At 43.5% G+C, this 21,772-nt stretch carries 22 protein-coding genes; 8 read left to right on the top strand and 14 right to left on the bottom strand.

The genetic code is table 11. From position 1 onward, the window contains the following. Nucleotides 1–69: 69 nt before the first annotated feature. The 8 genes from fusA to fkpA form a co-directional block, all read right to left on the bottom strand. On the bottom strand, nt 70–2,178 hold the full coding sequence (gene fusA, locus WDV75_RS01675; protein WP_273571910.1) for an elongation factor G: 2,109 nt from the start codon (nt 2,176–2,178) through the stop codon (nt 70–72). 93 nt (nt 2,179–2,271) lie between these two features. Beyond that, the gene (rpsG, locus tag WDV75_RS01670) at nt 2,272–2,742 is read right to left on the bottom strand and encodes a 30S ribosomal protein S7 (RefSeq protein ID WP_047770766.1); all 471 of its coding nucleotides are present in this window, start codon (nt 2,740–2,742) and stop codon (nt 2,272–2,274) included. A 98-nt stretch (nt 2,743–2,840) separates the two neighbouring features. After that, nucleotides 2,841–3,215, bottom strand: coding sequence for a 30S ribosomal protein S12 (gene rpsL, locus WDV75_RS01665; protein ID WP_010848548.1), 375 nt, complete (start codon nt 3,213–3,215; stop codon nt 2,841–2,843). 235 nt (nt 3,216–3,450) lie between these two features. Beyond that, on the bottom strand, nt 3,451–3,738 hold the full coding sequence (gene tusB / locus WDV75_RS01660; protein ID WP_273571909.1) for a sulfurtransferase complex subunit TusB: 288 nt from the start codon (nt 3,736–3,738) through the stop codon (nt 3,451–3,453). Between the two features lie 19 nt (nt 3,739–3,757). Then, complete coding sequence (tusC, locus tag WDV75_RS01655; RefSeq protein ID WP_273571908.1) at nt 3,758–4,117, bottom strand: sulfurtransferase complex subunit TusC; 360 nt, start codon at nt 4,115–4,117, stop codon at nt 3,758–3,760. Between the two features lie 34 nt (nt 4,118–4,151). Continuing rightward, a complete protein-coding gene (gene tusD / locus WDV75_RS01650) occupies nt 4,152–4,547 on the bottom strand; it encodes a sulfurtransferase complex subunit TusD (RefSeq protein ID WP_273571907.1) in 396 nt (131 codons plus the stop codon). Then, a complete protein-coding gene (locus WDV75_RS01645; RefSeq protein WP_273571906.1) occupies nt 4,547–5,284 on the bottom strand; it encodes a helix-turn-helix transcriptional regulator in 738 nt (245 codons plus the stop codon). The genes tusD and WDV75_RS01645 overlap by 1 nt, the downstream gene beginning before the upstream one ends. 482 nt (nt 5,285–5,766) lie before the next feature. After that, a complete protein-coding gene (gene fkpA / locus WDV75_RS01640) occupies nt 5,767–6,531 on the bottom strand; it encodes an FKBP-type peptidyl-prolyl cis-trans isomerase (RefSeq protein ID WP_273571905.1) in 765 nt (254 codons plus the stop codon). 251 nt (nt 6,532–6,782) lie between these two features. Between fkpA and WDV75_RS01635 the strand changes: the two genes are divergently transcribed. Continuing rightward, nucleotides 6,783–7,001, top strand: a complete 219-nt coding sequence (locus WDV75_RS01635; protein WP_273571904.1) for a SlyX family protein — start codon at nt 6,783–6,785, stop codon at nt 6,999–7,001. A 150-nt stretch (nt 7,002–7,151) separates the two neighbouring features. On the opposite strand, the gene slyD is transcribed toward WDV75_RS01635, so the two are convergent. Beyond that, on the bottom strand, nt 7,152–7,688 hold the full coding sequence (gene slyD / locus WDV75_RS01630; protein WP_273571903.1) for a peptidylprolyl isomerase: 537 nt from the start codon (nt 7,686–7,688) through the stop codon (nt 7,152–7,154). Nucleotides 7,689–7,832: 144 nt separating this feature from the next. Continuing rightward, entirely contained in the window at nt 7,833–8,036 is a 204-nt protein-coding gene (locus WDV75_RS01625; RefSeq protein WP_189759332.1) for a YheV family putative zinc ribbon protein, read from the bottom strand. A gap of 351 nt (nt 8,037–8,387) precedes the next feature. Here WDV75_RS01625 and WDV75_RS01620 point away from each other — a divergent pair, with 351 nt between their 5' ends. Next, nucleotides 8,388–10,343 (top strand): ABC transporter ATP-binding protein, encoded by a 1,956-nt coding sequence (locus WDV75_RS01620; RefSeq protein WP_273571902.1) that lies wholly within the window; start codon nt 8,388–8,390, stop codon nt 10,341–10,343. A gap of 391 nt (nt 10,344–10,734) precedes the next feature. Here WDV75_RS01620 and WDV75_RS01615 read toward each other — a convergent pair whose 3' ends face one another. After that, nucleotides 10,735–11,628, bottom strand: a complete 894-nt coding sequence (locus tag WDV75_RS01615) for a LysR family transcriptional regulator (protein ID WP_189759334.1) — start codon at nt 11,626–11,628, stop codon at nt 10,735–10,737. Between the two features lie 1,305 nt (nt 11,629–12,933). Between WDV75_RS01615 and WDV75_RS01610 the strand changes: the two genes are divergently transcribed. Further along, complete coding sequence (locus WDV75_RS01610; protein ID WP_338860578.1) at nt 12,934–14,403, top strand: transposase; 1,470 nt, start codon at nt 12,934–12,936, stop codon at nt 14,401–14,403. A gap of 86 nt (nt 14,404–14,489) precedes the next feature. Here WDV75_RS01610 and tnpA read toward each other — a convergent pair whose 3' ends face one another. Next, nucleotides 14,490–14,915 carry an IS200/IS605 family transposase gene (gene tnpA / locus WDV75_RS01605; protein ID WP_338860576.1) on the bottom strand — a complete coding sequence of 142 codons (426 nt, stop codon included), beginning with the start codon at nt 14,913–14,915 and terminating at the stop codon, nt 14,490–14,492. A 56-nt stretch (nt 14,916–14,971) separates the two neighbouring features. On the opposite strand from tnpA, the gene WDV75_RS01600 reads away from it, so the two are divergent. Both WDV75_RS01600 and murQ read left to right on the top strand, forming a co-directional pair. Then, nucleotides 14,972–16,144, top strand: a complete 1,173-nt coding sequence (locus WDV75_RS01600; RefSeq protein ID WP_273557552.1) for an RNA-guided endonuclease InsQ/TnpB family protein — start codon at nt 14,972–14,974, stop codon at nt 16,142–16,144. Between the two features lie 125 nt (nt 16,145–16,269). Then, complete coding sequence (gene murQ, locus WDV75_RS01595; protein ID WP_273557565.1) at nt 16,270–17,175, top strand: N-acetylmuramic acid 6-phosphate etherase; 906 nt, start codon at nt 16,270–16,272, stop codon at nt 17,173–17,175. Between the two features lie 71 nt (nt 17,176–17,246). Here the strand turns inward: murQ and WDV75_RS01590 are convergent, their stop codons facing one another. Next, a complete protein-coding gene (locus WDV75_RS01590; RefSeq protein WP_273557551.1) occupies nt 17,247–17,852 on the bottom strand; it encodes a LysE family translocator in 606 nt (201 codons plus the stop codon). Between the two features lie 188 nt (nt 17,853–18,040). On the opposite strand from WDV75_RS01590, the gene WDV75_RS01585 reads away from it, so the two are divergent. The 3 genes from WDV75_RS01585 (at nt 18,041) to crp (ending at nt 20,384) form a co-directional block, all read left to right on the top strand. After that, on the top strand, nt 18,041–18,259 hold the full coding sequence (locus WDV75_RS01585) for a YheU family protein (RefSeq protein ID WP_074020044.1): 219 nt from the start codon (nt 18,041–18,043) through the stop codon (nt 18,257–18,259). Between the two features lie 66 nt (nt 18,260–18,325). Further along, nucleotides 18,326–19,195 carry a phosphoribulokinase gene (locus WDV75_RS01580; RefSeq protein WP_273557550.1) on the top strand — a complete coding sequence of 290 codons (870 nt, stop codon included), beginning with the start codon at nt 18,326–18,328 and terminating at the stop codon, nt 19,193–19,195. A 556-nt stretch (nt 19,196–19,751) separates the two neighbouring features. Then, nucleotides 19,752–20,384, top strand: coding sequence for a cAMP-activated global transcriptional regulator CRP (gene crp / locus WDV75_RS01575; RefSeq protein WP_086954621.1), 633 nt, complete (start codon nt 19,752–19,754; stop codon nt 20,382–20,384). Nucleotides 20,385–20,444: 60 nt separating this feature from the next. On the opposite strand, the gene WDV75_RS01570 is transcribed toward crp, so the two are convergent. Then, on the bottom strand, nt 20,445–21,662 hold the full coding sequence (locus WDV75_RS01570) for an aspartate aminotransferase family protein (protein WP_273557549.1): 1,218 nt from the start codon (nt 21,660–21,662) through the stop codon (nt 20,445–20,447). Nucleotides 21,663–21,772 lie beyond the last annotated feature (110 nt).

The following is a 21,772-nucleotide window of genomic DNA, read 5'->3' as shown; positions in this document are numbered from 1 at the left end:
ACTCTATTCCTTAATACCGCTCCCCCGTCACAAAGATGAGGGAGCTAAAAAGATAGTAAACTCGAAAACTTATCTAGATTTACGAGCTTCGATAATAGCCTGAGCGACGTTGCTAGGCGCTTCGTTGTACTTCAAGAACTCCATGGAGTAAGAAGCACGACCTTGGGTCTGAGAACGCAGGTCAGTAGCATAACCAAACATTTCAGACAATGGTACTTGAGCACGAACAATTTTGCCCGTAGCTATATCATCCATACCATCGATCATACCACGGCGACGGTTCAGGTCACCGATGACGTCACCCATGTAATCTTCTGGTGTTTCCACTTCGACTTTCATGATAGGTTCCAGCAGAACTGGTTTCGCTTTCATGAAGCCTTCTTTAAATGCCATGGATGCAGCAATTTTAAAGGCGATTTCTGAGGAGTCAACGTCATGGTAAGAACCATCGAACAGGGCAACTTTAACGTCAACGATTGGGTAACCAGCCAGAACACCGCTCTTCAGCTGTTCCTGAACGCCTTTGTCAACACCTGGGATGTATTCTTTAGGAACAACACCACCAACGATTTCGTTCACGAATTCGTAACCAGCACCACCGGCTTCCAGAGGCTCGATACGTAGCCAAACGTGACCGTACTGACCGCGACCACCGGACTGTTTAGCGTGTTTACCTTCCTGCTCAACAGAAGCACGAATGGTTTCACGGTAAGCAACCTGAGGTTTACCTACGTTCGCTTCAACGTTGAATTCACGACGCATACGGTCAACCAGAACGTCGAGGTGCAGCTCACCCATACCTGCGATGATAGTCTGACCAGACTCTTCATCACTGCTCACGCGGAAAGATGGGTCTTCCTGAGCCAGACGGCCTAAAGCGATACCCATTTTTTCTTGGTCAGCTTTAGTTTTTGGCTCGATAGCAACAGAGATAACTGGCTCTGGGAATTCCATGCGCTCCAGAATGATTGGAGAGTTCATGTCACAGAGAGTATCACCGGTAGTTACATCTTTCAGACCGATAGCAGCAGCGATGTCGCCTGCACGGACTTCTTTAATTTCTTCACGTTTGTTAGCGTGCATCTGAACGATACGGCCAAAACGTTCTTTTTTGTCTTTTACCGGGTTCAGTACGGTATCACCAGAGTTAACCACACCAGAGTAAACGCGGAAGAACGTCAAGTTACCCACAAATGGGTCAGTCGCGATTTTAAACGCCAGTGCAGAGAACGGCTCTTCATCGCTGGAGTGACGTTCTGCTGGAGTGTCTTTACCGTCTGGCAGCATACCTTTGATGGATTCAACATCTGTTGGCGCTGGCAGATATTCGACAACTGCATCCAGCATTGCCTGAACACCTTTGTTCTTAAATGCAGAACCACAGGTAACCAGGATAATTTCGTTAGCCAGAACACGCTTACGCAGAGCTGCCTTGATTTCTTCTTCAGTCAGCTCTTCACCGCCCAGGTATTTATCCATCAGTTCTTCTGATGCTTCTGCTGCGGATTCGATCAGGTTTTGATGCCACTCCTGAGCCTGCTCAAGCATGTCAGCCGGAATATCTTCGTATTCGAAGGTAATACCCTGATCTTCGTCGTTCCAGTTGATTGCTTTCATTTTCAGCAAATCAATAACACCGGTGAAGGTATCTTCTGCACCGATTGCCAATTGCAGAGGAACAGGGTTGGCAGCCAGACGAGTTTTGATCTGCTCAACAACGCGCAGGAAGTTCGCACCCATACGGTCCATTTTGTTAACGAACGCGATACGTGGAACGTTATATTTGTTCGCCTGACGCCATACAGTTTCAGACTGTGGCTGAACACCACCAACTGCACAGTAAACCATTACTGCACCGTCAAGAACACGCATAGAACGTTCTACTTCGATAGTGAAGTCAACGTGGCCTGGGGTGTCGATGATGTTGATACGGTGTGGCTCATACTGTTTAGCCATACCAGACCAGAATGCGGTAGTCGCAGCGGACGTGATGGTAATACCACGCTCTTGTTCCTGCTCCATCCAGTCCATAGTCGCTGCGCCATCATGAACTTCACCGATCTTGTGGCTTACACCAGTGTAGAACAGAATACGTTCGGTGGTAGTGGTTTTACCCGCGTCAATGTGCGCACTGATACCGATATTACGGTAACGAGTTATAGGGGTTTTACGAGCCATTTTTTCCTCTCTCGTGGGCGTTCAATTTAGAGAACAGGTAGCCAGATAGCCACCCGGAACATATTCACTGCCGATGAAATACCCAATAAGGGATTACCAACGGTAGTGTGCGAACGCCTTGTTAGCTTCTGCCATACGGTGAACGTCTTCACGTTTCTTCACAGCAGCGCCTTTATTTTCAGCCGCATCAGATAATTCATTTGCCAGGCGCAGAGCCATGGACTTATCACCGCGTTTACGAGCAGCTTCAACGATCCAACGCATTGCCAGAGCATTACGACGAACCGGACGAACTTCAACTGGAACCTGATAAGTAGAACCACCAACACGGCGGGACTTAACTTCGACAGTCGGGCGCACGTTATCCAGTGCCAGCTCGAATGCTTCCAGATGATCTTTACCAGAACGCTGAGCCAGGGTCTCAAGCGCACCATATACAATTGCTTCTGCGACAGACTTTTTACCGTCTACCATCAGGATATTTACAAATTTGGCCAGCAGTTCAGATCCGAACTTTGGATCTGGCAGAATTTTACGTTGACCAATTACACGACGACGTGGCATGGAAATACTCCGTTTCGAATTTCAGGGTTGTCCAAAACTCTACGAGTTTATTTTGACATTAATGTGAAAAATGTTTGGCCTTACTTAACGGAGAACCATTAAGCCTTTGGCTTCTTCACACCGTACTTAGAACGACCTTGTTTACGGTCTTTAACACCGGCACAGTCCAGAGCGCCGCGAACGGTGTGGTAACGCACACCTGGCAAGTCTTTAACACGACCGCCACGGATCAGGATAACGGAGTGTTCCTGCAGGTTGTGGCCTTCACCACCGATGTAGGAAGAAACTTCGTAACCGTTAGTCAAACGCACACGGCATACTTTACGCAGTGCGGAGTTTGGTTTTTTAGGAGTGGTGGTATATACACGAGTACATACGCCACGTTTTTGCGGGCAAGCTTCCAGAGCAGGAACGTTGCTTTTCACAACTTTCGAGCTACGAGATTTGCGAACCAGCTGATTAATAGTTGCCATTATTAAAAAAGCTCCTGGTTTTTTGCTTCGTAAACACGGATTTTACCCTCTCTCTGTCATTATGACAAAACAAGAGGACGCCGAATTTTATTGCTGACTTGACGAGGTGTCAAGAAATATACAGCTTTTCTATATCATCGGCAAAATCGGCAAAATATTATCGGTAAGGTACTGCCAGTAAAGCGTTGGGCTGGTAAAGTTATTGAAAAATGTAATTCAGATCTACCAATCTCCTTTACCAGGTAAAACTTTGCTGATGCTTTACCGTTAAGCTAACAAAGCCATTGTAATCAATCACCCTTACACGGTCTGAAATTTGTTCAATCAGCCCACGTGCATCGAGATCTTCCTTCAAAACATAAATACCTGCCCCCGTACGGAGCAACTCAGCCAAATAACGGTTATCATTAATACCCAATAACACACCATTTTGCATCAATAAAACATCATCGGTATCAGATACAAGGCTAAGCATTGCATTGAAGTCATCATGGTAAGGTGAGCGACTGACAGTATATAACATGTTACCCGCCTGAAATAGATTAAAATTTCAACACAAAATCATAACCCGCCAACAATTCTCGGATTGCAGCGGCAGAAAGAAATTCAGCGTCCAGCACAAAATTGTTTGCTGGGCTGACTCCCCGAATCACCAAATCATCCAGACAAACGTAGCATTTATCAATGTCATAAAGCGGTAAGATCTTAAAGGTTGAGATATAGTCACGGGACAGGATTTTATCCGGCTGCTGATTGGCTAATAATTGAAATACGCCATCAGAAATAAAAAATACACCGATCTGCTCAGTCAATGCCGACGTCGCAAGCAGTGCATCCAGCCCTTCCCTGCCGGCAGAAGAGCCGTGAGGAGCTTCAGTAAAAACAAAGGCAATTTTTTTCATCGATACCCACGAAGATTCCCAAACCTAACCAGCATTAAAATTGTATGACACGATCACATAACATCATGGCTTCTGCCAATGATCCCAACCCACTCAATTCAAACCCTTCGGCTAAATTAGCGGCAGGCAGATTCAATTCACGGGCTTGTTGTTCATCTACGACACCACGACGCAATGCCGCGGCAACACAGATAAACAGTTCGAATTGATGTTGGACTGCCAATATCTGCCAGGATCTGACCAAATCAAACTCATCATTGGCAGGGGCAACCAATTGATTGCCGTTTTGGACACCTTCGCGATAAAAAAACACGCTATTCAGTTTATGACCTGAGGCGATCAGCGCCTGAGCAAATTGGTAAGCACTGCTGGCTTGTTGAGTACCGTAAGCTGGCCCAGTGACCAGCAAACAATAAGACAGTGACAACATTACTTCTCCGAACCCGCACATTCACCATTTTTAAACTGGCGAATATAGAGGTATACCGTATGCTTGGAGATATTCAAACGATCAGCGACCTGATTGATAGCATCTTTAATATCAAAGATACCTTTCTCATAAAGGTTCAACACTACCTGCCTGTTTTTCGCATTATTGGAAACATTGCGATCAGCATTCACTTCTTCAATAGTAAATTCCAGCGTTTGTGCGACCAAATCATCCACGGAAGAGGCAAAATTGACGTTTGAAGCAACTTCATGAGTTTTTTCCGGGATAAAGGTCTGAATAATTTCAGAGAAAGGCACATCAAGGTTCATATTGATGCACAAAAGCCCAATGACTCGACGCTGACGATTGCGGATAGCAATCGTGACAGATTTCATCAACGAGCCACTTTTAGCCCGTGTGAAATACGCCCTGGAAACGCTACTGTCTTCATCCGTAATGTCATGCAGCATTCGCAACGCCAGATCAGTAATCGGAGAGCCAATTTTACGCCCCGTATGCTCACCATTAGCTATTCTGACGGCTGAACATTTAAGATCTTCCAGTGAATGAAGAACTATTTCACAATGCCCACCAATCAACATAGCCAGGCCATCAACAGCAGCTTCGTAAGATTTTAAAATTTCGTGATCTGTTTCACTAAATGGTTGGTTTTCCAGTAAATCAATATCACTGTTCTCACTAGAGATATTATCACCAGTTAATAGTGGGGTAGACATTAATACACCATCCTTCAAATTCTGACTTTGCCTCACCAAAAACATCAGGGCAAGATTTATTATAAAATCACATTACTGCAACTCAGTATCTACTTCGGCAAACACCTGTTGCTACAAAAAAGTTAAATAGCCCTATGTGATAAGCGCTAAAAACAAACAGTTAAAAATGTTTGTTCTATATTTATTCTATTCGGACTATTCAGAATAGTGACGTTAAAACCACATCGAACCGCCGTCAAGCTCTTGCTGAGTATAGCGTGGGGTTCTATCACAGCTTTATACCGAATTCACCTGAAATACGGAAAGCAATATCTCATTTAATACCGTGGAAAATAATAAGCAAATAAATTTATTATTCTTTATCCACGCTTATTACTAATCAAATAGAGGTAAATATCAGCAGCAAATCGAAAGGTGGAAGAAATATGTGATTGATAAAGCAGGAGCCATAAGCCCCTGCTAACATCTTTTAATTACAGGAATTATTTTGCCTTGGCAGCAGGCTTAATATCCAGTAATTCAACATTGAAAACTAAAGTGGAGTTCGCTGGAATTTTAGGTAAATTTGCCTGATCATAAGCCAGCTTAGGAGGAATAACTAATGTGATTTTTCCACCTTTCTTCACATGCTGTATACCTTCTTTCCAACCTGGAATAACGCTATCCAAACGAATTGTCAGAGGCTCTTTACGGTCATAAGAGCTGTCAAAAACCTGACCATCAATCAAAGAACCTTTGTAGTTAACAACGACAGTATCAGTCTCTTTAGGTGCGTTACCAGTACCCTCTTTTTCAATTTTGTAAAGAAGCCCAGTTTTGGTTTCCACTACACCAGCTTGCTTAGCAAACTCTTTGCGATATTTGGCCCCTTTTTCACCATTTTCATTGGCTTCTTTTTCTATCTTGGCCAAGGCAGCACTTTTCACTTTAGATTCAAAGGACTTCAGCGTTTCCTGAACTTCTTTGTCCGTCAGTTTGGCTTTATTATTTAATGCATCTTCAACACCGGCCAGCAATTGTTCTTTTTCTATATTGATACCAAGCGCTTTCTGTTCTTGCAATGAGTTGGCCATATAGCCCCCCAGAGAAGCACCCAAAGCATAAGAATTTTGCTGTTCTGCTGTTTTAAAAGCACTATTTAGTTTTACTTCGTCTTTGGTTTCGGTGTTAGCAGCCAAAACCTGAGGTACATTAAATGCCACCGCTAGAGTTGTTGCCAGCAGAGTTGTTTTAAACAATGATTTCATCCTATTCTCCAATAAGTTTGGGTGGGGTTACCATCAGCATCGGTCATATAACGTTTACTATAACCGCCTAAGGAAACCAATGACAATATTTGCTATACCTTGCCACAAAAATCGTTGAGACAACATTAAAGCAAAGAGATTTCGTTTCGTACGATCCTATTTCATTGGATATATGAGCATTATAGTGGCATCTTGACCGCATCATCGGTCCGTCATTTAAATTAATTGATTCAGAGGCAGGAGGAAAGATAATGGAGTTATCTGAATTTGAACAAAGATTTGAGCAACTAGAAACCAAGCTGGCTTATCAAGAAGCCACCATTGAGGCATTGAATCAGGAAGTGATAAAGCAACAGATCGAAACTGACAGATTGAAAGAACAACTCAAATTAATCACTGAACGTCTGAAAACTCATCAGGCATCCATCATTGCACCGCTTTCTGAAGAAACACCGCCCCCCCATTACTGATATTCATCAGGCATCCATCATTGCACCGCTTTCTGAAGAAACACCGCCCCCCCATTACTGATATTCATCAGGAAAGCGCTTTGCCAAGGAAGGCTAAAAGCAAAATAAAAAAGGGAAGCTTAAAACTCGCTTCCCTTTTTTACTTAAATCTTAATGGCAGCTACCGCCGCAGCATCCATGCTCACCGTGATCGTGATCATGGTGGTGATCACCACAGCCACCCTGACCGTGTACATGACCATGAGCCAATTCTTCTTCGGTTGCTTCGCGGATCGCGACAATTTCAACATTGAATTTCAGGTTTTGACCAGCCAGCATGTGGTTCGCATCAACAACCACTTCATCACCTTCTATCGCAGTGATTTCTACTGGAATAGGCCCTTGATCCGTGTCAGCCAGAAAACGCATACCAACTTGAAGGTCATCAACGCCAACAAACACATCTTTTGGTGCACGCTGAACCAGATTGTCATCATACTGACCGTATGCATCTGCTGCTTCTACGCTCACATCAAAACGCTCACCCACTTCACGGCCTTCCAGTGCTTTCTCTAATCCGCTGATCAGAGAACCACGGCCATGCAGATAGTCTAACGGTGCACTCACCGAGGACTCATCAACTAAAACACCGTCTTCTGTTCTTACTTGATAAGCCAGGCTGACCACCAAGTCTTTTGCTACTTTCATGACTACTCCTACATACCCGAGGGGAAAACCCGTGAGGGAAAATTTTTACTGCTTAAAAAAATGCTGCCAATTGTAACGGAATTCTACGTTACTGTACCTAGGAAATAGCAAAATTTATCCACAATTCATTGTATATGTATTGAGTTACTGTGGTGTAAAGATGCCAATGACCTGTTCCTGCTCTCTGACATGCGAGGTGACAGCTTCATCCGTCTGCCGCTGTATATGACCACAATGGACACATTCAACAACATCAACCTTATTCTCCTGCCACATTGCCAGCGTATCCTGTGATTGGCATTTCGGACAAACCGCTCCTGCAATAAAACGCTTACGACTGATTGACATAATTCCCCCCTAAGACGTGTCAGAACCTCTATTTTCCGCTACCATGCACACCAGACACTTAAAATTGCATACATATACCCAATAGCTTTCAAATTGCGGCACCTCGATCACTATACGCATCAACGGCCACTATGCACAATATACGATTGGTATGGGGAACGCAGTCAACAAAGCAGCAACTTGAAAGATGAAGGATATATAAATCTAACTATACGCGTTACCTTTCAAGTTGCTCATTATAAGACAACATAACTCATTGTTTCTCCCCGCGAAGCGGGGGAGAAACAATGTGCATCTTGAAGTGAGATGGGTATATTAATTAACTTAACACATTATATATAGACGGCATCTATGATTGTTTTCTCTTCACTGCAAATCCGTCGTGGCATTCGCGTCCTGCTGGATAACGCCAACGCAACCATCAATCCTGGACAAAAAGTCGGATTAGTTGGTAAAAATGGCTGTGGTAAATCTACCCTGCTTGCATTACTGAAAGATGAACTTCAAGCTGAAAATGGCTCCGTTACCTTCCCTAACAACTGGGCACTGGCTTGGGTTAATCAGGAAACGCCAGCCCTGGAAACATCAGCATTGGAATATGTCATCGATGGTGACCGTGAATTCCGGCAATTGGAGCAAAAACTCAAAATCGCCAACGAACAAAATGACGGCCATGCTATCGCTCATCTTCATGGTTTACTTGATACTATTCAGGCATGGACAATCCGCGCCCGCGCCGCTAGTTTGTTGCACGGATTAGGTTTTTCCCAGATTCAGCTAGAACAGCCGGTACGTTCATTCTCTGGTGGTTGGCGTATGCGCCTCAACCTGGCACAAGCGTTAATCTGCCGCTCTGATTTGCTATTACTCGACGAACCGACCAACCACCTTGATCTGGACGCAGTTATCTGGCTGGAAAAATGGTTGAAGAGTTATACCGGCACCTTGATCCTAATTTCCCACGATCGCGATTTTCTCGATCCAATCATCGATAAAATTCTGCACATTGAGCAGCAGGATCTATACGAATATACCGGTAACTACTCTTCCTTCGAACGGCAACGCGCGGCCAAACTTGCCCAGCAACAGGCGCTATACCAAAGCCAACAGGAAAAAGTGGCCCATTTACAAAGCTATATTGACCGCTTCCGCGCCAAAGCCTCTAAAGCGAAACAGGCACAAAGCCGCATCAAAATGCTGGAACGTATGGAGCTTATCGCGCCCGCGCATGTCGATAACTCTTTCCATTTCAGCTTCCGCCAGCCGGACAACCTGCCAAATCCTCTCTTAAACATGGATAAAGTCAGTGCTGGCTACGGTGAGAAAACGGTATTGAACTCGATCAAATTAAATTTGGTGCCAGGTTCACGGATCGGCCTGCTAGGTCGCAATGGTGCGGGTAAATCCACACTGATCAAATTGCTGGCAGGAGAGCTGGCACCTCAGCACGGAGACATTGCCTTATCAAAAGGCATTAAACTGGGTTATTTCGCACAGCACCAACTGGAATACCTACGGGCAGATGAATCTCCATTACAACATTTAGCCCGAATCGCTCCCCAAGAAACGGAACAACAGCTTCGGGATTATCTGGGAGGATTTGGCTTCAAAGGCGATCAAGTGACCGATCCAAGCGGACGTTTTTCCGGTGGTGAAAAGGCGCGTTTGGTACTGGCTCTGATTGTCTGGCAACGCCCAAACCTCCTTTTGCTTGACGAACCGACCAACCACCTTGATCTCGACATGAGACAGGCATTGACTGAAGCACTGATTGATTTCGAAGGTGCATTGGTCGTCGTATCGCACGACAGACATTTACTGCGTTCTACAACAGACGAGCTTTATCTGGTGCATGATGGAAAAGTAGAACTTTTTAAAGGAGATTTAGAAGATTATCAGCAATGGCTCACTGAACTGCAACGCCAGCAAATGCGGGATAGTCAGGAAAAAGAAAAATCAGAAATCGAATCTTCAACGAATGGCACTCAAAATTACAGTGCCCAAGAGCGTAAAGATCAAAAACGGCGTGAAGCTGAATTCCGTAACCAAACGCAGCCATTGCGCAAACAGCTTGCCACCCTTGAAAAACAGATGGAAAAACTGGGAATGGCATTGACGGAATTAGAAGAGAAGCTGTCAGACAACACACTTTACGACCATGATCGTAAAACTGAACTGACTGAATGCCTGCATCAGCAAACGCAAACAAAATCCAAACTGGAAGATACTGAAATGGAATGGTTAGACATTCAGGAACAGCTCGAACACATGACAGCAGAATTTAATGCGAGTCAAGGAGTCAGCTAATTTTTCAGATATATATGCATTAAACTTCAAGTTGCAATTTACAACACGATATGAAACTTGATGCCTCCCCGCTTTGCGGGGAGAAATCACACGCATCTTGGAAGTTAGATTGGTATAAACCTGTAAGTATATAATCGGGTATTGTCATTCAATGCCCGATTATTCCCTGTTTACAAAGAAAAAAATAGAGAACTGTTTGCAAACAACCAGAATACTCACCGTAAAAAAATAATAACTCATCAATTATGCAGGCGATTATTTATAATTGAAAAATGTTTCAGAAGCTCATTTTTCGCTCCTTACTGAAAAAACTTTTACAAATTACACCTCAAGCTTGATTATAATAAAAAACAAAATGATATTTCGTATAAAACAAGTCATAATCAATGAGTTATATATTAGCAACTAAAGCAGAAAAGTTTTCAGCATCTTCAATCAAAGGTTCATCTATGGATTTTGCCCATACCACACCAAGATCAATTTTTTTATCCGTTTCAACGATTTCTAAAAAATTCATATAATACTCAGGAATAGAGCGAATAATCCGTTTAGGTACACAGGTATAGGCATTATTTTTTGTAATCATCTCTACTATCAACATGATATCATTTGTTTTTAATAGCAAATGCATATTGTCACCAGTATAAACAGGAAAAACATTGAGACAATCTGCTAACTCAGTCATCTCTTTCTTTTCTGGTGAATTTGTCGAAGTAACTCCGTTCCCAAACTGACTTAAAGCTGTTCTGCATCTAGATATCAGATGACTGCCTTTTTTAAAGATATAGATCAATCTTTCCGTAAACACCCTTTTTGCCTCTAATTGAGCAATAATAGATGATAGCGGCATCACTGCAACATGTAACATCCCTGCATTCAATAAATTTATCTGTTGCTCAACTGACAGTCCAGTCACCAATGACAGCACGACATTCCCTTTTTTTTCCACGATCTGATTCTCTATTTGCGAATAATTGTGGATAGGAAAACAAGAACCAACGTATAAGTGCCTGACCATCTCCTCTTTTGAATCGAAATGAACCTGACTTTTGAACTGTTCATAATGAGATAAAAATTTCCGGGTATTTTCCAACGTCTTCTGTCCAAAATCTGTCAACCTTGTTCCATTTGGTCCCCTTGTAAATAGTGACGCACCAAGAATATCTTCCAACCCGTGGATTTTCTTCGTCAAGGCCGGCTGAGAAAGATAAAGCCTCTCAGAAGCCTTATGATAATTAAGCGTTTCAGCCAAAACGATAAAAGCTTCAAGATTGCGTATATCCATGTTCTTTAGCCCAATGATTGTTGAATAACTACAAAACATTACAGATTCATGGTGATAGCATTTTAACTTAGTGTTTTGCCAAAGGTTTTATCAGGTCAAATGGTCAAAATGTTAACTAATAAAATGTTAGTTAATAAGGGTACAATTCGCAAAATATTTATTATAATTATGTTTTAATTTCACCGTTAAATTATTTCATGGATAACTTATTTTATCCTGCCAATATGAATATATTCCATGTTATCCATATTATTTATCACTCTATTTCATTCTCTTAAACTACAGCATCATTAATATTTATGATCCGAGATAAAGCATACAAACAGATCCACAACTGAAAATTTTTCTTTTATTGATAATCGATTAAATCAAATACCAGCGATATTGAAAGTTAAAATATCATATTGTGAAACTATTGTGTGAATAATTCAATTGGAAAACGAAAGAAAAGCATATATATCTGACTTACTCGTATAATGTAACAAACAGCAGATAGTTCACAGCTATTACATTATTCATAACCCAGTCATACGTTATTTTTGTCGTCATTTCACCATTTACTCTTATTACGTGTTAAATAGCGTTTCAAAATGATATGAATATTCCTTACCCCGCGCTCCGCTCGGGGTAAGGAACTCCAACATCTGATACTCTCAGTATTATGAAAACCTATTTAATAAGGAGAGGTAATATTAAAAATAACAATAAGGCAATGACAGGTTTATAGTATGTTGCTAATAACAATATACCAATCTAACTTCAAGATGCGTATAATTTCTCCCCGCAAAGCGGGGGAGAAATCAGGTTTCATATCATGTTGTAAACTGCAACTTGAAGTTTAATGCATATATTCCAATCCAACTTCAAATTGCAGCTTAAAAATCAATGCGATTGTTTATATCTCCCCGCTTCGCGGGGGAGATATAAAACACATATTGAAAAGAAATTGGCATATATACTTATTCCTAACAAGTTTCTGATATTTTTTATATCAGAATATTCTGTATTGGTATGTCATTTTATGGATAAAGTATGTTGATTTTTACCGAAAACACCAGGAATACAAACAGAGCCGAATTACCGACCAATATAGTATACCAATCTAACTTCAAGATACGTGTGATATTTCATATCGTGTTGTAAATTGCAACTTGAAGTTTAATGCGTATAAAAGAGAAAGTCGAAAATCGTGTTTTTAATCTATTTTAGCAAAATCCGCCGTAAACCCTCGCCCAATGCGAGGGTGTCGTAAAAGCTCATGTTATCTATTAAGATCGGCGCTCTTCCTTTAGGCGCCGATCTTTTATGACCTTATTCACCCGAAAACTGGAATCGTCTGTTCACACCCAACGTCAATTTGTCAAAGCGCAGCATTTACCTGTATTGGATGGCTCTCTTTCCCTTGGGGATTATCTCAAGCAAATGGGAGAACACAGTGCACTTATTGTCGCGGAGATCCTGGATGAACAAGACTGGGGACCTTTCGAACGTCATTATGCTTCAACAGGCAGGGCTCCTTATTCTCCCCGCGCCATGATGGGGAGCCTGCTTTATGGGATCATGAAAGGACAGCGTTCGCTCAGAGCACTTGAACGCTTGGCGCGTTTAGATTTGGGCTGTATTTGGGTCAGTCAGGGAATTACCCCTGATCATGCCAGTCTTGGACGTTTCATTTATCAGCATCAAACTGTCCTGACGGGGATGTTTTTTAAAGAGCTGACCTTATCTGTTTTGCGCCGCAGTCAATCCGGTATTTCGTGTCTGGCGGGTGACGGGACAGTGATTGAGGCCATGTGTTCTCATTATCATCTTTTGACTCAGGCAGCCATTTCCCGCGAAAAAAAGACCCTCAGTGCAGCGCCTGCCACGGGGCAGACAGAGAAACGTCTTCAGCAATTGGAACAGGGCACAGAAGTATTACGACGCCGGCAAGAAAACCGGGCAAAAAAGGGGAAAGATGGTAGCCAGTTACGTATTAATCCCACAGAGCCAGACGCTGTCGTCCAGAAACTCAAGCGGGGAAAGGGATTTTCAACAGCCTATAAACCGTCTGTTTTAGTCAACACAGGACGTATTATCGTCGCCCAAACCGTAGATCCATCCAGTGAGACACGGGTAATGGCGGATTTATTGGTGCAGAATTTCAATTTATCGGGATATCATCCGGACAAATTGTTGTTGGATGCCGGTTATTTCCATGACGCGGTGATGGCTGAGGCACAAAAATATCAGATCCCGCTGTTTTGCTCTGAAAATTCAACCCGGCAGAGCCCCCGAACAATCTACCCCAAATCGTTATTTATCTATGAGGCTGAGAAAGACACTTATCTCTGCCCGGCCCATCATTCATTATCGTTGAAAAGCACCGTGGCCGCGTCAGAAAAAGCGCGAGGCTATCGGGTCTATGGCAGTGCCAATGGCACTCAATGCCGGCAAAAAACCCAATGTACACGGGCCAAAGGTGGAAGAAAAATAAAACGCTATCGGGAAGATGAAAAGCGGGATGAACTGCGTTTGCATATGGCTAACCCTGAGTCAAAACGGATATTGAGTCAACGAAAAAGCAGAGTAGAACCGGTATTTTCAGCTTTGCGGGGAATTCAGGGACTGGAGCGCTTTCGGCGTAGAGGATTATCAGCGGTAAAGCTGGAATTTACCCTGCATGCGATGGCCTATAACTTATCAAGAGCAGTGGCTCTGATATTATGGATGATTTTCAGCCTGTTATTGGTTCAAATAACAGGCACTGAAAAATGGGAGAGGATCTCAACTTAACGCGTTGCAAAAATGACCTCCCCCCTTTTACGACACCCTCAATGCGGGCGGGGATATAAGGCGAAAAGCCCGTAGGGCTTTAAAAATCAATCAGACGTGGTCTGGCTTTGAACATAGGCTCTGAGCATTTCAATCGTTGCTCCTCCGGAGCTACAGACAAAGTATGATCTTGACCATAAAAGCCCCGTTTTACTCTGCATCCGTAAATGCGTGTTTTGCTGGCGCAGCAGGCGCGACGACACGGATTTGAGATTGTTGACCATCACACTGACAGCAAGTTTTGGCGGATAGGCAACCCGCAGATGCACATGGTCTGGTTCTCCGTCCATCTCAATAATTTCACATTCGAGTTTTGCGGCAGCAGAAGCAAAAGCATGCCGCAACTGTTCTATCATTCGTCCATCAAACAGTTTACGGCGGTATTTTGTCGTAAAAATCAGATGCACAACAAGTTTGCTGACACTATGTCGTTTACGGAGGAACCCTGCCAGTAAATCATCGTGATTACTCAATTGATATACTCCATTAACCTGTTAAAATAAAAGTATTATATCAATGAGCGCTGACCATGTTAAGAGCCACAAAAGTACGCATTTATCCGACACCGGAACAGGCTGAGTTTCTCAATGCCCAGTTCGGCGCAGTTCGTTTTGCGTACAACAAAGCTCTGCACATCAAAAAACAGGCTTACCAGCGCCACGGTGTCAGTTTAAGCCCCCGTAAGGATCTGAAACCGCTGTTGGCAGTCGCGAAAAAATCCCGTAAATATGCCTGGCTCAAAGCGTATGATTCCATCGCATTGCAGCAGGCGGTCATTAATCTTGATGTGGCTTTTTCCCATTTTTTTAATCCGAAACTGAAAGCGCGTTTTCCGGTATTTAAAAGTAAGCATGGAAAACAATCAAGCTATCATTGCGTTGGGGTTAAAGTGCTTGATAGCGCGATCAAGATCCCGAAAGTTTCACCGATTGAAGCGCGTTTACATCGTGAAATGACGGGCTCATTGAAAAGTATCACGCTGAGCCGCAGCGCAACGGGGAAATATTATGCGTCAATACTCTGCGATGACGGGACAAAAGCGCCGGCGAAACCCACATTGATATCACATGTTACGGGTATTGATATGGGACTCTCGCACTACGCCATTAAATCGAATGGTGACAAAACCCCGAATCCCCGCCCTCTCATCAATGCCAGTCGCAACTTGCGACGTAAACAGAAAGCGTTGTCCCGTAAGAAAAAGGGGAGTGCGAACCGTCGCAAAGCCCGTATACAGCTTGCGGGTGTGCATGAACGGGTAGCCAATACCCGTGCTGATTTCCAGCATAAACTCTCCCGCACAATTGTTGACGAAAGCCAAGCGGTAATTGTGGAGACACTGAAAGCAGCAAATATGATGAAAAATCATCATCTGGCACGTGCTATCGGTGATGCCGGATGGTCTGGGTTCATCATAAAACTGGAATATAAGGCCGCAGAGAAAGGGGTGCATCTGGTGAAACTGGATCACTGGTTTGCCAGTTCAAAAACCTGTCACTGTTGTGGCCACAAAATGCCGGAAATGCCGTTAAATAAGCGAATCTGGCAATGTCCTGAATGCGGAGTTGAACATGACCGCGATATCAACGCGGCAATCAACATCGAACGCAAGGGCATACGGGAATTATGTGCGGCGGGACTCGTCGTGCAATCTGCCCATGGAGGCCAGCGTAAATCCGTCATACAGACGGTTGCGGCCTAGGAAGTGGGAAGCCTCGCCCGACAGGGCGGGGAGCAGTCACTGTATATTTCCTATTAAATGCTCAGTAAGATAAACTGACGCATATAAATCACTTCTTAGTTTCAATAAAATATGGCAGAAAAATGATGAAAATCGACTTGAGCAATATGATAACAGAGAGTCGTAATCCCGCCAGTACCCACATTGATCAACTTTCAACACTCGATATGCTGCACGTCATCAACGATGAAGATAAAAAAGTGGCTATTGCTGTCGAAAAAACACTGCCCCAAATTGCCTGTGTGGTTGATAAAGTTGCCAAAGCATTTCGACAGGGTGGGCGCTTAATCTATAGTGGCGCTGGCACATCTGGGCGCTTAGGTATCCTGGATGCCAGCGAATGCCCACCCACTTATGGTACAAAACCAGAACAGGTAATCGGCTTAATTGCCGGCGGGCACCAAGCCATTCTGCAATCTGTCGAAAATGCGGAAGATAATCGGCAATTAGGTACAGAAGATCTTAAGGCGTTACACTTTACTCAACGAGATGTTCTGGTAGGGATCGCTGCCAGTGGCCGGACACCCTATGTATTAGGTGCAATGGAATATGCCAAATCAGTTGGTGCTACTGTCGCTTGTATCAGCTGCAATCCAAATAGCCCAATGACGCAGTTGGCTGATCTTGCTATCACGCCCGTCGTCGGGCCAGAAGTGATAACAGGCTCATCCCGCATGAAGGCAGGCACGGCACAAAAATTGATACTGAATATGATCACGACAGGTGCCATGATCCGTATTGGCAAGGTATATGGTAATTTGATGGTTGACGTAGAAGCCACTAATGCCAAATTAATCGAACGCCAGAAAAATATTGTCATGGCCGCCACGGAGTGCAGCAGAGAAATGGCAGAACAGGCGTTAAACGCCTGTGGTGGGCATTGCAAAACCGCAATTGTCATGATCTTATCGGGTATTAACGCCGAAGAAGCCAACGCATTATTGGCAAAACATCATGGGCTTATCCGGCCAGCTATCTCAACAGACCGATAATCACTATCTCTTTAGCAAAATCCGCCGTAAACCCTCGCCCAATGCGAGGGTGTCGTAAAAGGGGGGAGCAGTCACCCAAACCAGATTAAAGGCACACAAGCGGCAGTCAGGACACCCATTACGATATTGAATGTAAACCACGCGCGACGGCTTTTCAGTAACTGACCAATCAGTGAACCAAGAACCAACCAGATTACACTGCCGAGGATATTGACGATTAACATCACTATACTGATGGCAAAAATGGAATAGTTATACAGCTCTCCAGCCAGACTGTAACTACTGATTGCGCCCAATCCCATCAACCAGGTTTTGGGATTTAAGAACTGCAATAGCCAGCCTTGATAAATTTTGATTGGCTCTCTTGCCGATGCTGTAGTATCCAGCCGTTTATAATGCGAAGTGGCTGTCTTCCAGGCCAGCCATAATAAATACAGACATCCGAGTATTTTCAGCCCCGTATGTAAAGCAGGATAAATCAGCAGTAGCGCAGCAACACCAAACGCAGACAGCAGCAAAATGGTTTGCATTCCCAGAATAATACCCAGACAAAGCGGGACAGAACGGCGAATACCAAAATGAGCTCCCGATGATGTCAGTAACAAATTGTTTGGGCCCGGTGTGACAGCGGAAATAAACATAAATATACTAAGCGAGAATATCAGGCTTAAAGTCATGGGTAGATTCCCCTCCCACCCTGGTGGTTAACATTTCTTTTCAAGAAAAATAACAGTATGTTATTTCACATACAAGATAACTAATCATGAAATCAATTCAAATTCATTATGAATCGTAGACTACAACTCCATTAGCAACGACGATGTTTACCCGATGATGAATGACAGTATTTTCAGGAGCAATCACAATGATTATCCCGTGGCAACAATTGGAAGCCGATACACTCCACAACTTAATTGAAAGTTTTGTCCTGCGGGAAGGTACTGATTACGGCGAACAGGAAAAAACGCTCGAGCAAAAAGTGCAAGACGTCAAACGTCAACTTGAACGAGGTGAAGTTCTGTTGGTATGGTCTGAACTACATGGAACCGTTAATATCTTGCCTAAAGAGATGTTCCGCCCGTAAAACTCAACTTGTTTGATTCATTCTAATTGACTGATTCGCCAATTTTATTAATTAAGGAGTCTGTTCATGTCTGCCAAACACCCCGTTATCGCAATCACTGGCTCCAGTGGAGCAGGAACAACCACAACCAGTGTCGCTTTTCGCAAGATTTTCCAGCAATTTGACGTAACAGCTGCACTGATAGAAGGGGATAGTTTCCATCGTTATACTCGTCCTGAAATGGATGCCGAGATACGGAAAGCAAGAGAACAAGGCAGACATATCAGCTACTTTGGGCCAGAAGCCAATGATTTCGGTATGCTGGAAAAAACATTCCTTGAGTATGGGGAAACAGGCCATGGCCGCTGCCGAAAATATCTTCATACCTATGATGAAGCCGTCCCCTATAACCAATCACCAGGTACTTTCACCCCGTGGGAAGCTCTGCCATCTAATACGGACGTCCTATTTTATGAAGGACTTCACGGGGGAGTTGTCACGCCACAACACAATGTCGCCAGTCATGTTGATCTGCTAATTGGCGTTGTACCGATCGTCAACTTAGAATGGATACAAAAACTCATCCGAGATACGGGCGAGCGAGGGCATTCCAGAGAAGCGGTTATGGATTCCGTTGTTCGTTCAATGGATGACTATATCCGCTACATCACTCCTCAGTTTTCACGTACCCATATCAATTTCCAACGTGTCCCTACCGTTGATACCTCCAATCCCTTCTCTGCCAAAGCGATCCCCTCTCTGGACGAAAGTTTTATCGTGATCCGTTTCCGTGGACTCACGCAAATTAATTTCCCTTATTTGCTCGCGATGCTTCAGGGTTCATTTATTTCCGGCATAAATACTATCGTTGTTCCTGGTGGAAAAATGGGGTTGGCAATGGAATTAATTATGGCACCGCTTGTTAAACAATTACTGGAAGGCAAAAAAATCTCGTAATTTAATCTCTATTTAATTTTTAATAAAACAGGTAACAAAAAATAATGTTACCTGTTTTATTTAAATAAGCAGGTTATTTTTTGTGACAAAATTTTTTCCTTGTATACCAATCTCACTCCAAGATGCATGTAATTTCTCCCCCGCGAAGCGGGGAGAAATCAGGTTTCATATCGTGTTGTAAATTGCAGCTTGAAGTTTAATGCGTATAAAACACATCTTGAAAGACGATAGGTATATAAATGTAAAATCAATAAAACCAACTCTTCTGCCTGATTTCTGGTAATCTGGCAGTCAGTCTAATATGCTGAAGCGATACAAGAGAAGACAGAAGCGCTTTCCTGTGTTACAAACAAGGTTACAAGCGTGGACTGGCAAGGTATATGGGTTAAGATCAATATGCCTAAATTTTGGCATCTTTATAATCCATATAAAATTCCCGCTTGTCAGTTTTTCAGCAGGCTAATATGTTAAGCTATTGACTTTATAAAGCCAGCCTGAAGAGGAACGACAGTTTCTCACATCATAAAGGCAGAAATAACAACAGAGGATAAAGCGAATGGTTCTCGGCAAGCCACAAACAGACCCTACTCTTGAATGGTTTTTGTCACACTGCCATATTCACAAATATCCATCCAAGAGCACGCTTATTCATCAAGGTGAGAAAGCAGAAACGCTTTACTACATTGTTAAAGGTTCAGTTGCTGTTCTAATAAAAGATGAAGAAGGTAAGGAAATGATTCTCTCTTATTTAAATCAGGGGGATTTCATTGGTGAACTTGGATTATTTGAAGAGGGGCAAGAACGTACTGCATGGGTACGAGCCAAAAGTGCCTGTGAAGTGGCTGAAATTTCCTATAAGAAATTTCGCCAGTTAATTCAGGTCAATCCTGATATTCTGATGCGTTTATCTGCTCAGATGGCAAGTCGCCTACAAACCACTTCTGAAAAAGTAGGTAACTTAGCCTTTCTGGACGTTACAGGCCGTATCGCCCAGACATTGCTCAATTTGGCCAAACAGCCTGATGCAATGACTCACCCTGATGGTATGCAAATCAAAATCACACGTCAGGAAATTGGGCAGATTGTGGGTTGCTCCCGTGAAACGGTTGGCCGTATTTTGAAAATGCTGGAAGATCAAAGCCTGATCTCTGCACATGGCAAAACCATCGTCGTTTATGGGACGCGTTAATTCCCAATAAACCGAAACTCAGCCAGTGCAATCTATTACTTCGCACTGGCTTTTTTACTGTTATTTGTTTAACCAACGGGATATCGCCATTTCCAGCCGCACCATACCCTCTGTGATTTCGTCCTCAGGAATAATCAGTGATGGTGTAAAGCGCAAGATGCTGTCTCCTGCACTTAATAACATCAATCCCAGTTCTGCCGCCTGCTGCAATATTTCTTTGGCCTTGCCCTGATATTCAGCTTTCAATACAGCCCCAATAAGCAAGCCTTTTCCGCGAAATTCACGAAAGATACCATATTTTTGGTTCATCTTTTCCAAAGCATGAATGAGCATATCGTGCCGTTTTTCCACGCCCATCAGCACTTCTGGCGTATTGATAATATCCAGTACGACACAACCGATACGACAAGCCAATGGGTTTCCACCATAAGTCGTTCCATGGGCGCCCGTTTCCATTGCCGCCGCGATTTTATCTGTCGTTAACATTGCACTGATGGGAAAACCGCCCCCCAGTGCTTTTGCCGTCGTCAAGATATCCGGCTGTACGCCATAATGCTGGTAAGCATATAACTGCCCCGTGCGCCCTATTCCACTCTGGACTTCATCAAAGACCAACAAAGCCTGATGCTTATCACACAATTCCCGCACCCCATGCAGAAACGCCATTGTCGCAGGAGTCACTCCTCCTTCACCTTGGATTGGCTCCAAAACAACAGCACAAGTGTGATCATCGATTTCCGCTCTAACGGCATCCAGATCGTTAAAAGGCACATGAACAATATCGGCGGGTTTAGGCCCAAACTCTTCGGCATACTTCGGTTGCCCTCCCACCGAAACCGTGAAAAAGGTACGACCATGAAATGCCTGATGGAATGCAATGATTTTGGTTTTATTCGGATGATAACGGGTAATCGCATAACGACGTGCCAATTTAAATGCCGCTTCATTGGCTTCCGCCCCCGAATTAGCGAAAAAGACCTTTTGGGCAAAAGTCGCATCAATCAACTTTTGCGCTAAGGTTAAGGCAGGCTCATTGGTAAAAACGTTGCTGATATGCCACAATTTTTCACTCTGCTGTTTCAGGGCGTTCACCAAAGCCGGATGACAGTGCCCCAAAGCCAGAACAGCAATACCTCCGGCAAAATCTATGTATTCTTTACCCTGTTGATCCCATACTCGACTTCCTTGCCCTCTGACAGGAATAAAATTCGCCGGTGCATAAATAGGCAACATCACTTGATCATAGGTGTTTCTATTTGCTGCTTTATTTTCTACCATTTCCCTCACCTTATTTTTATACTTGCCATTTCGAAGTGAAATAATAGTCATAAAATATGAATAAAAAATCAATTAAGGGCAAATAAAAAAACAACAGAATGAGGGAGTAT

Origin of the sequence: Xenorhabdus griffiniae (assembly GCF_037265215.1) — a bacterium.
GTDB lineage: Bacteria > Pseudomonadota > Gammaproteobacteria > Enterobacterales > Enterobacteriaceae > Xenorhabdus > Xenorhabdus griffiniae.
Note: the sequence above shows the minus strand (reverse complement) of the source record. Positions and strands in the feature narration are given on the sequence as shown.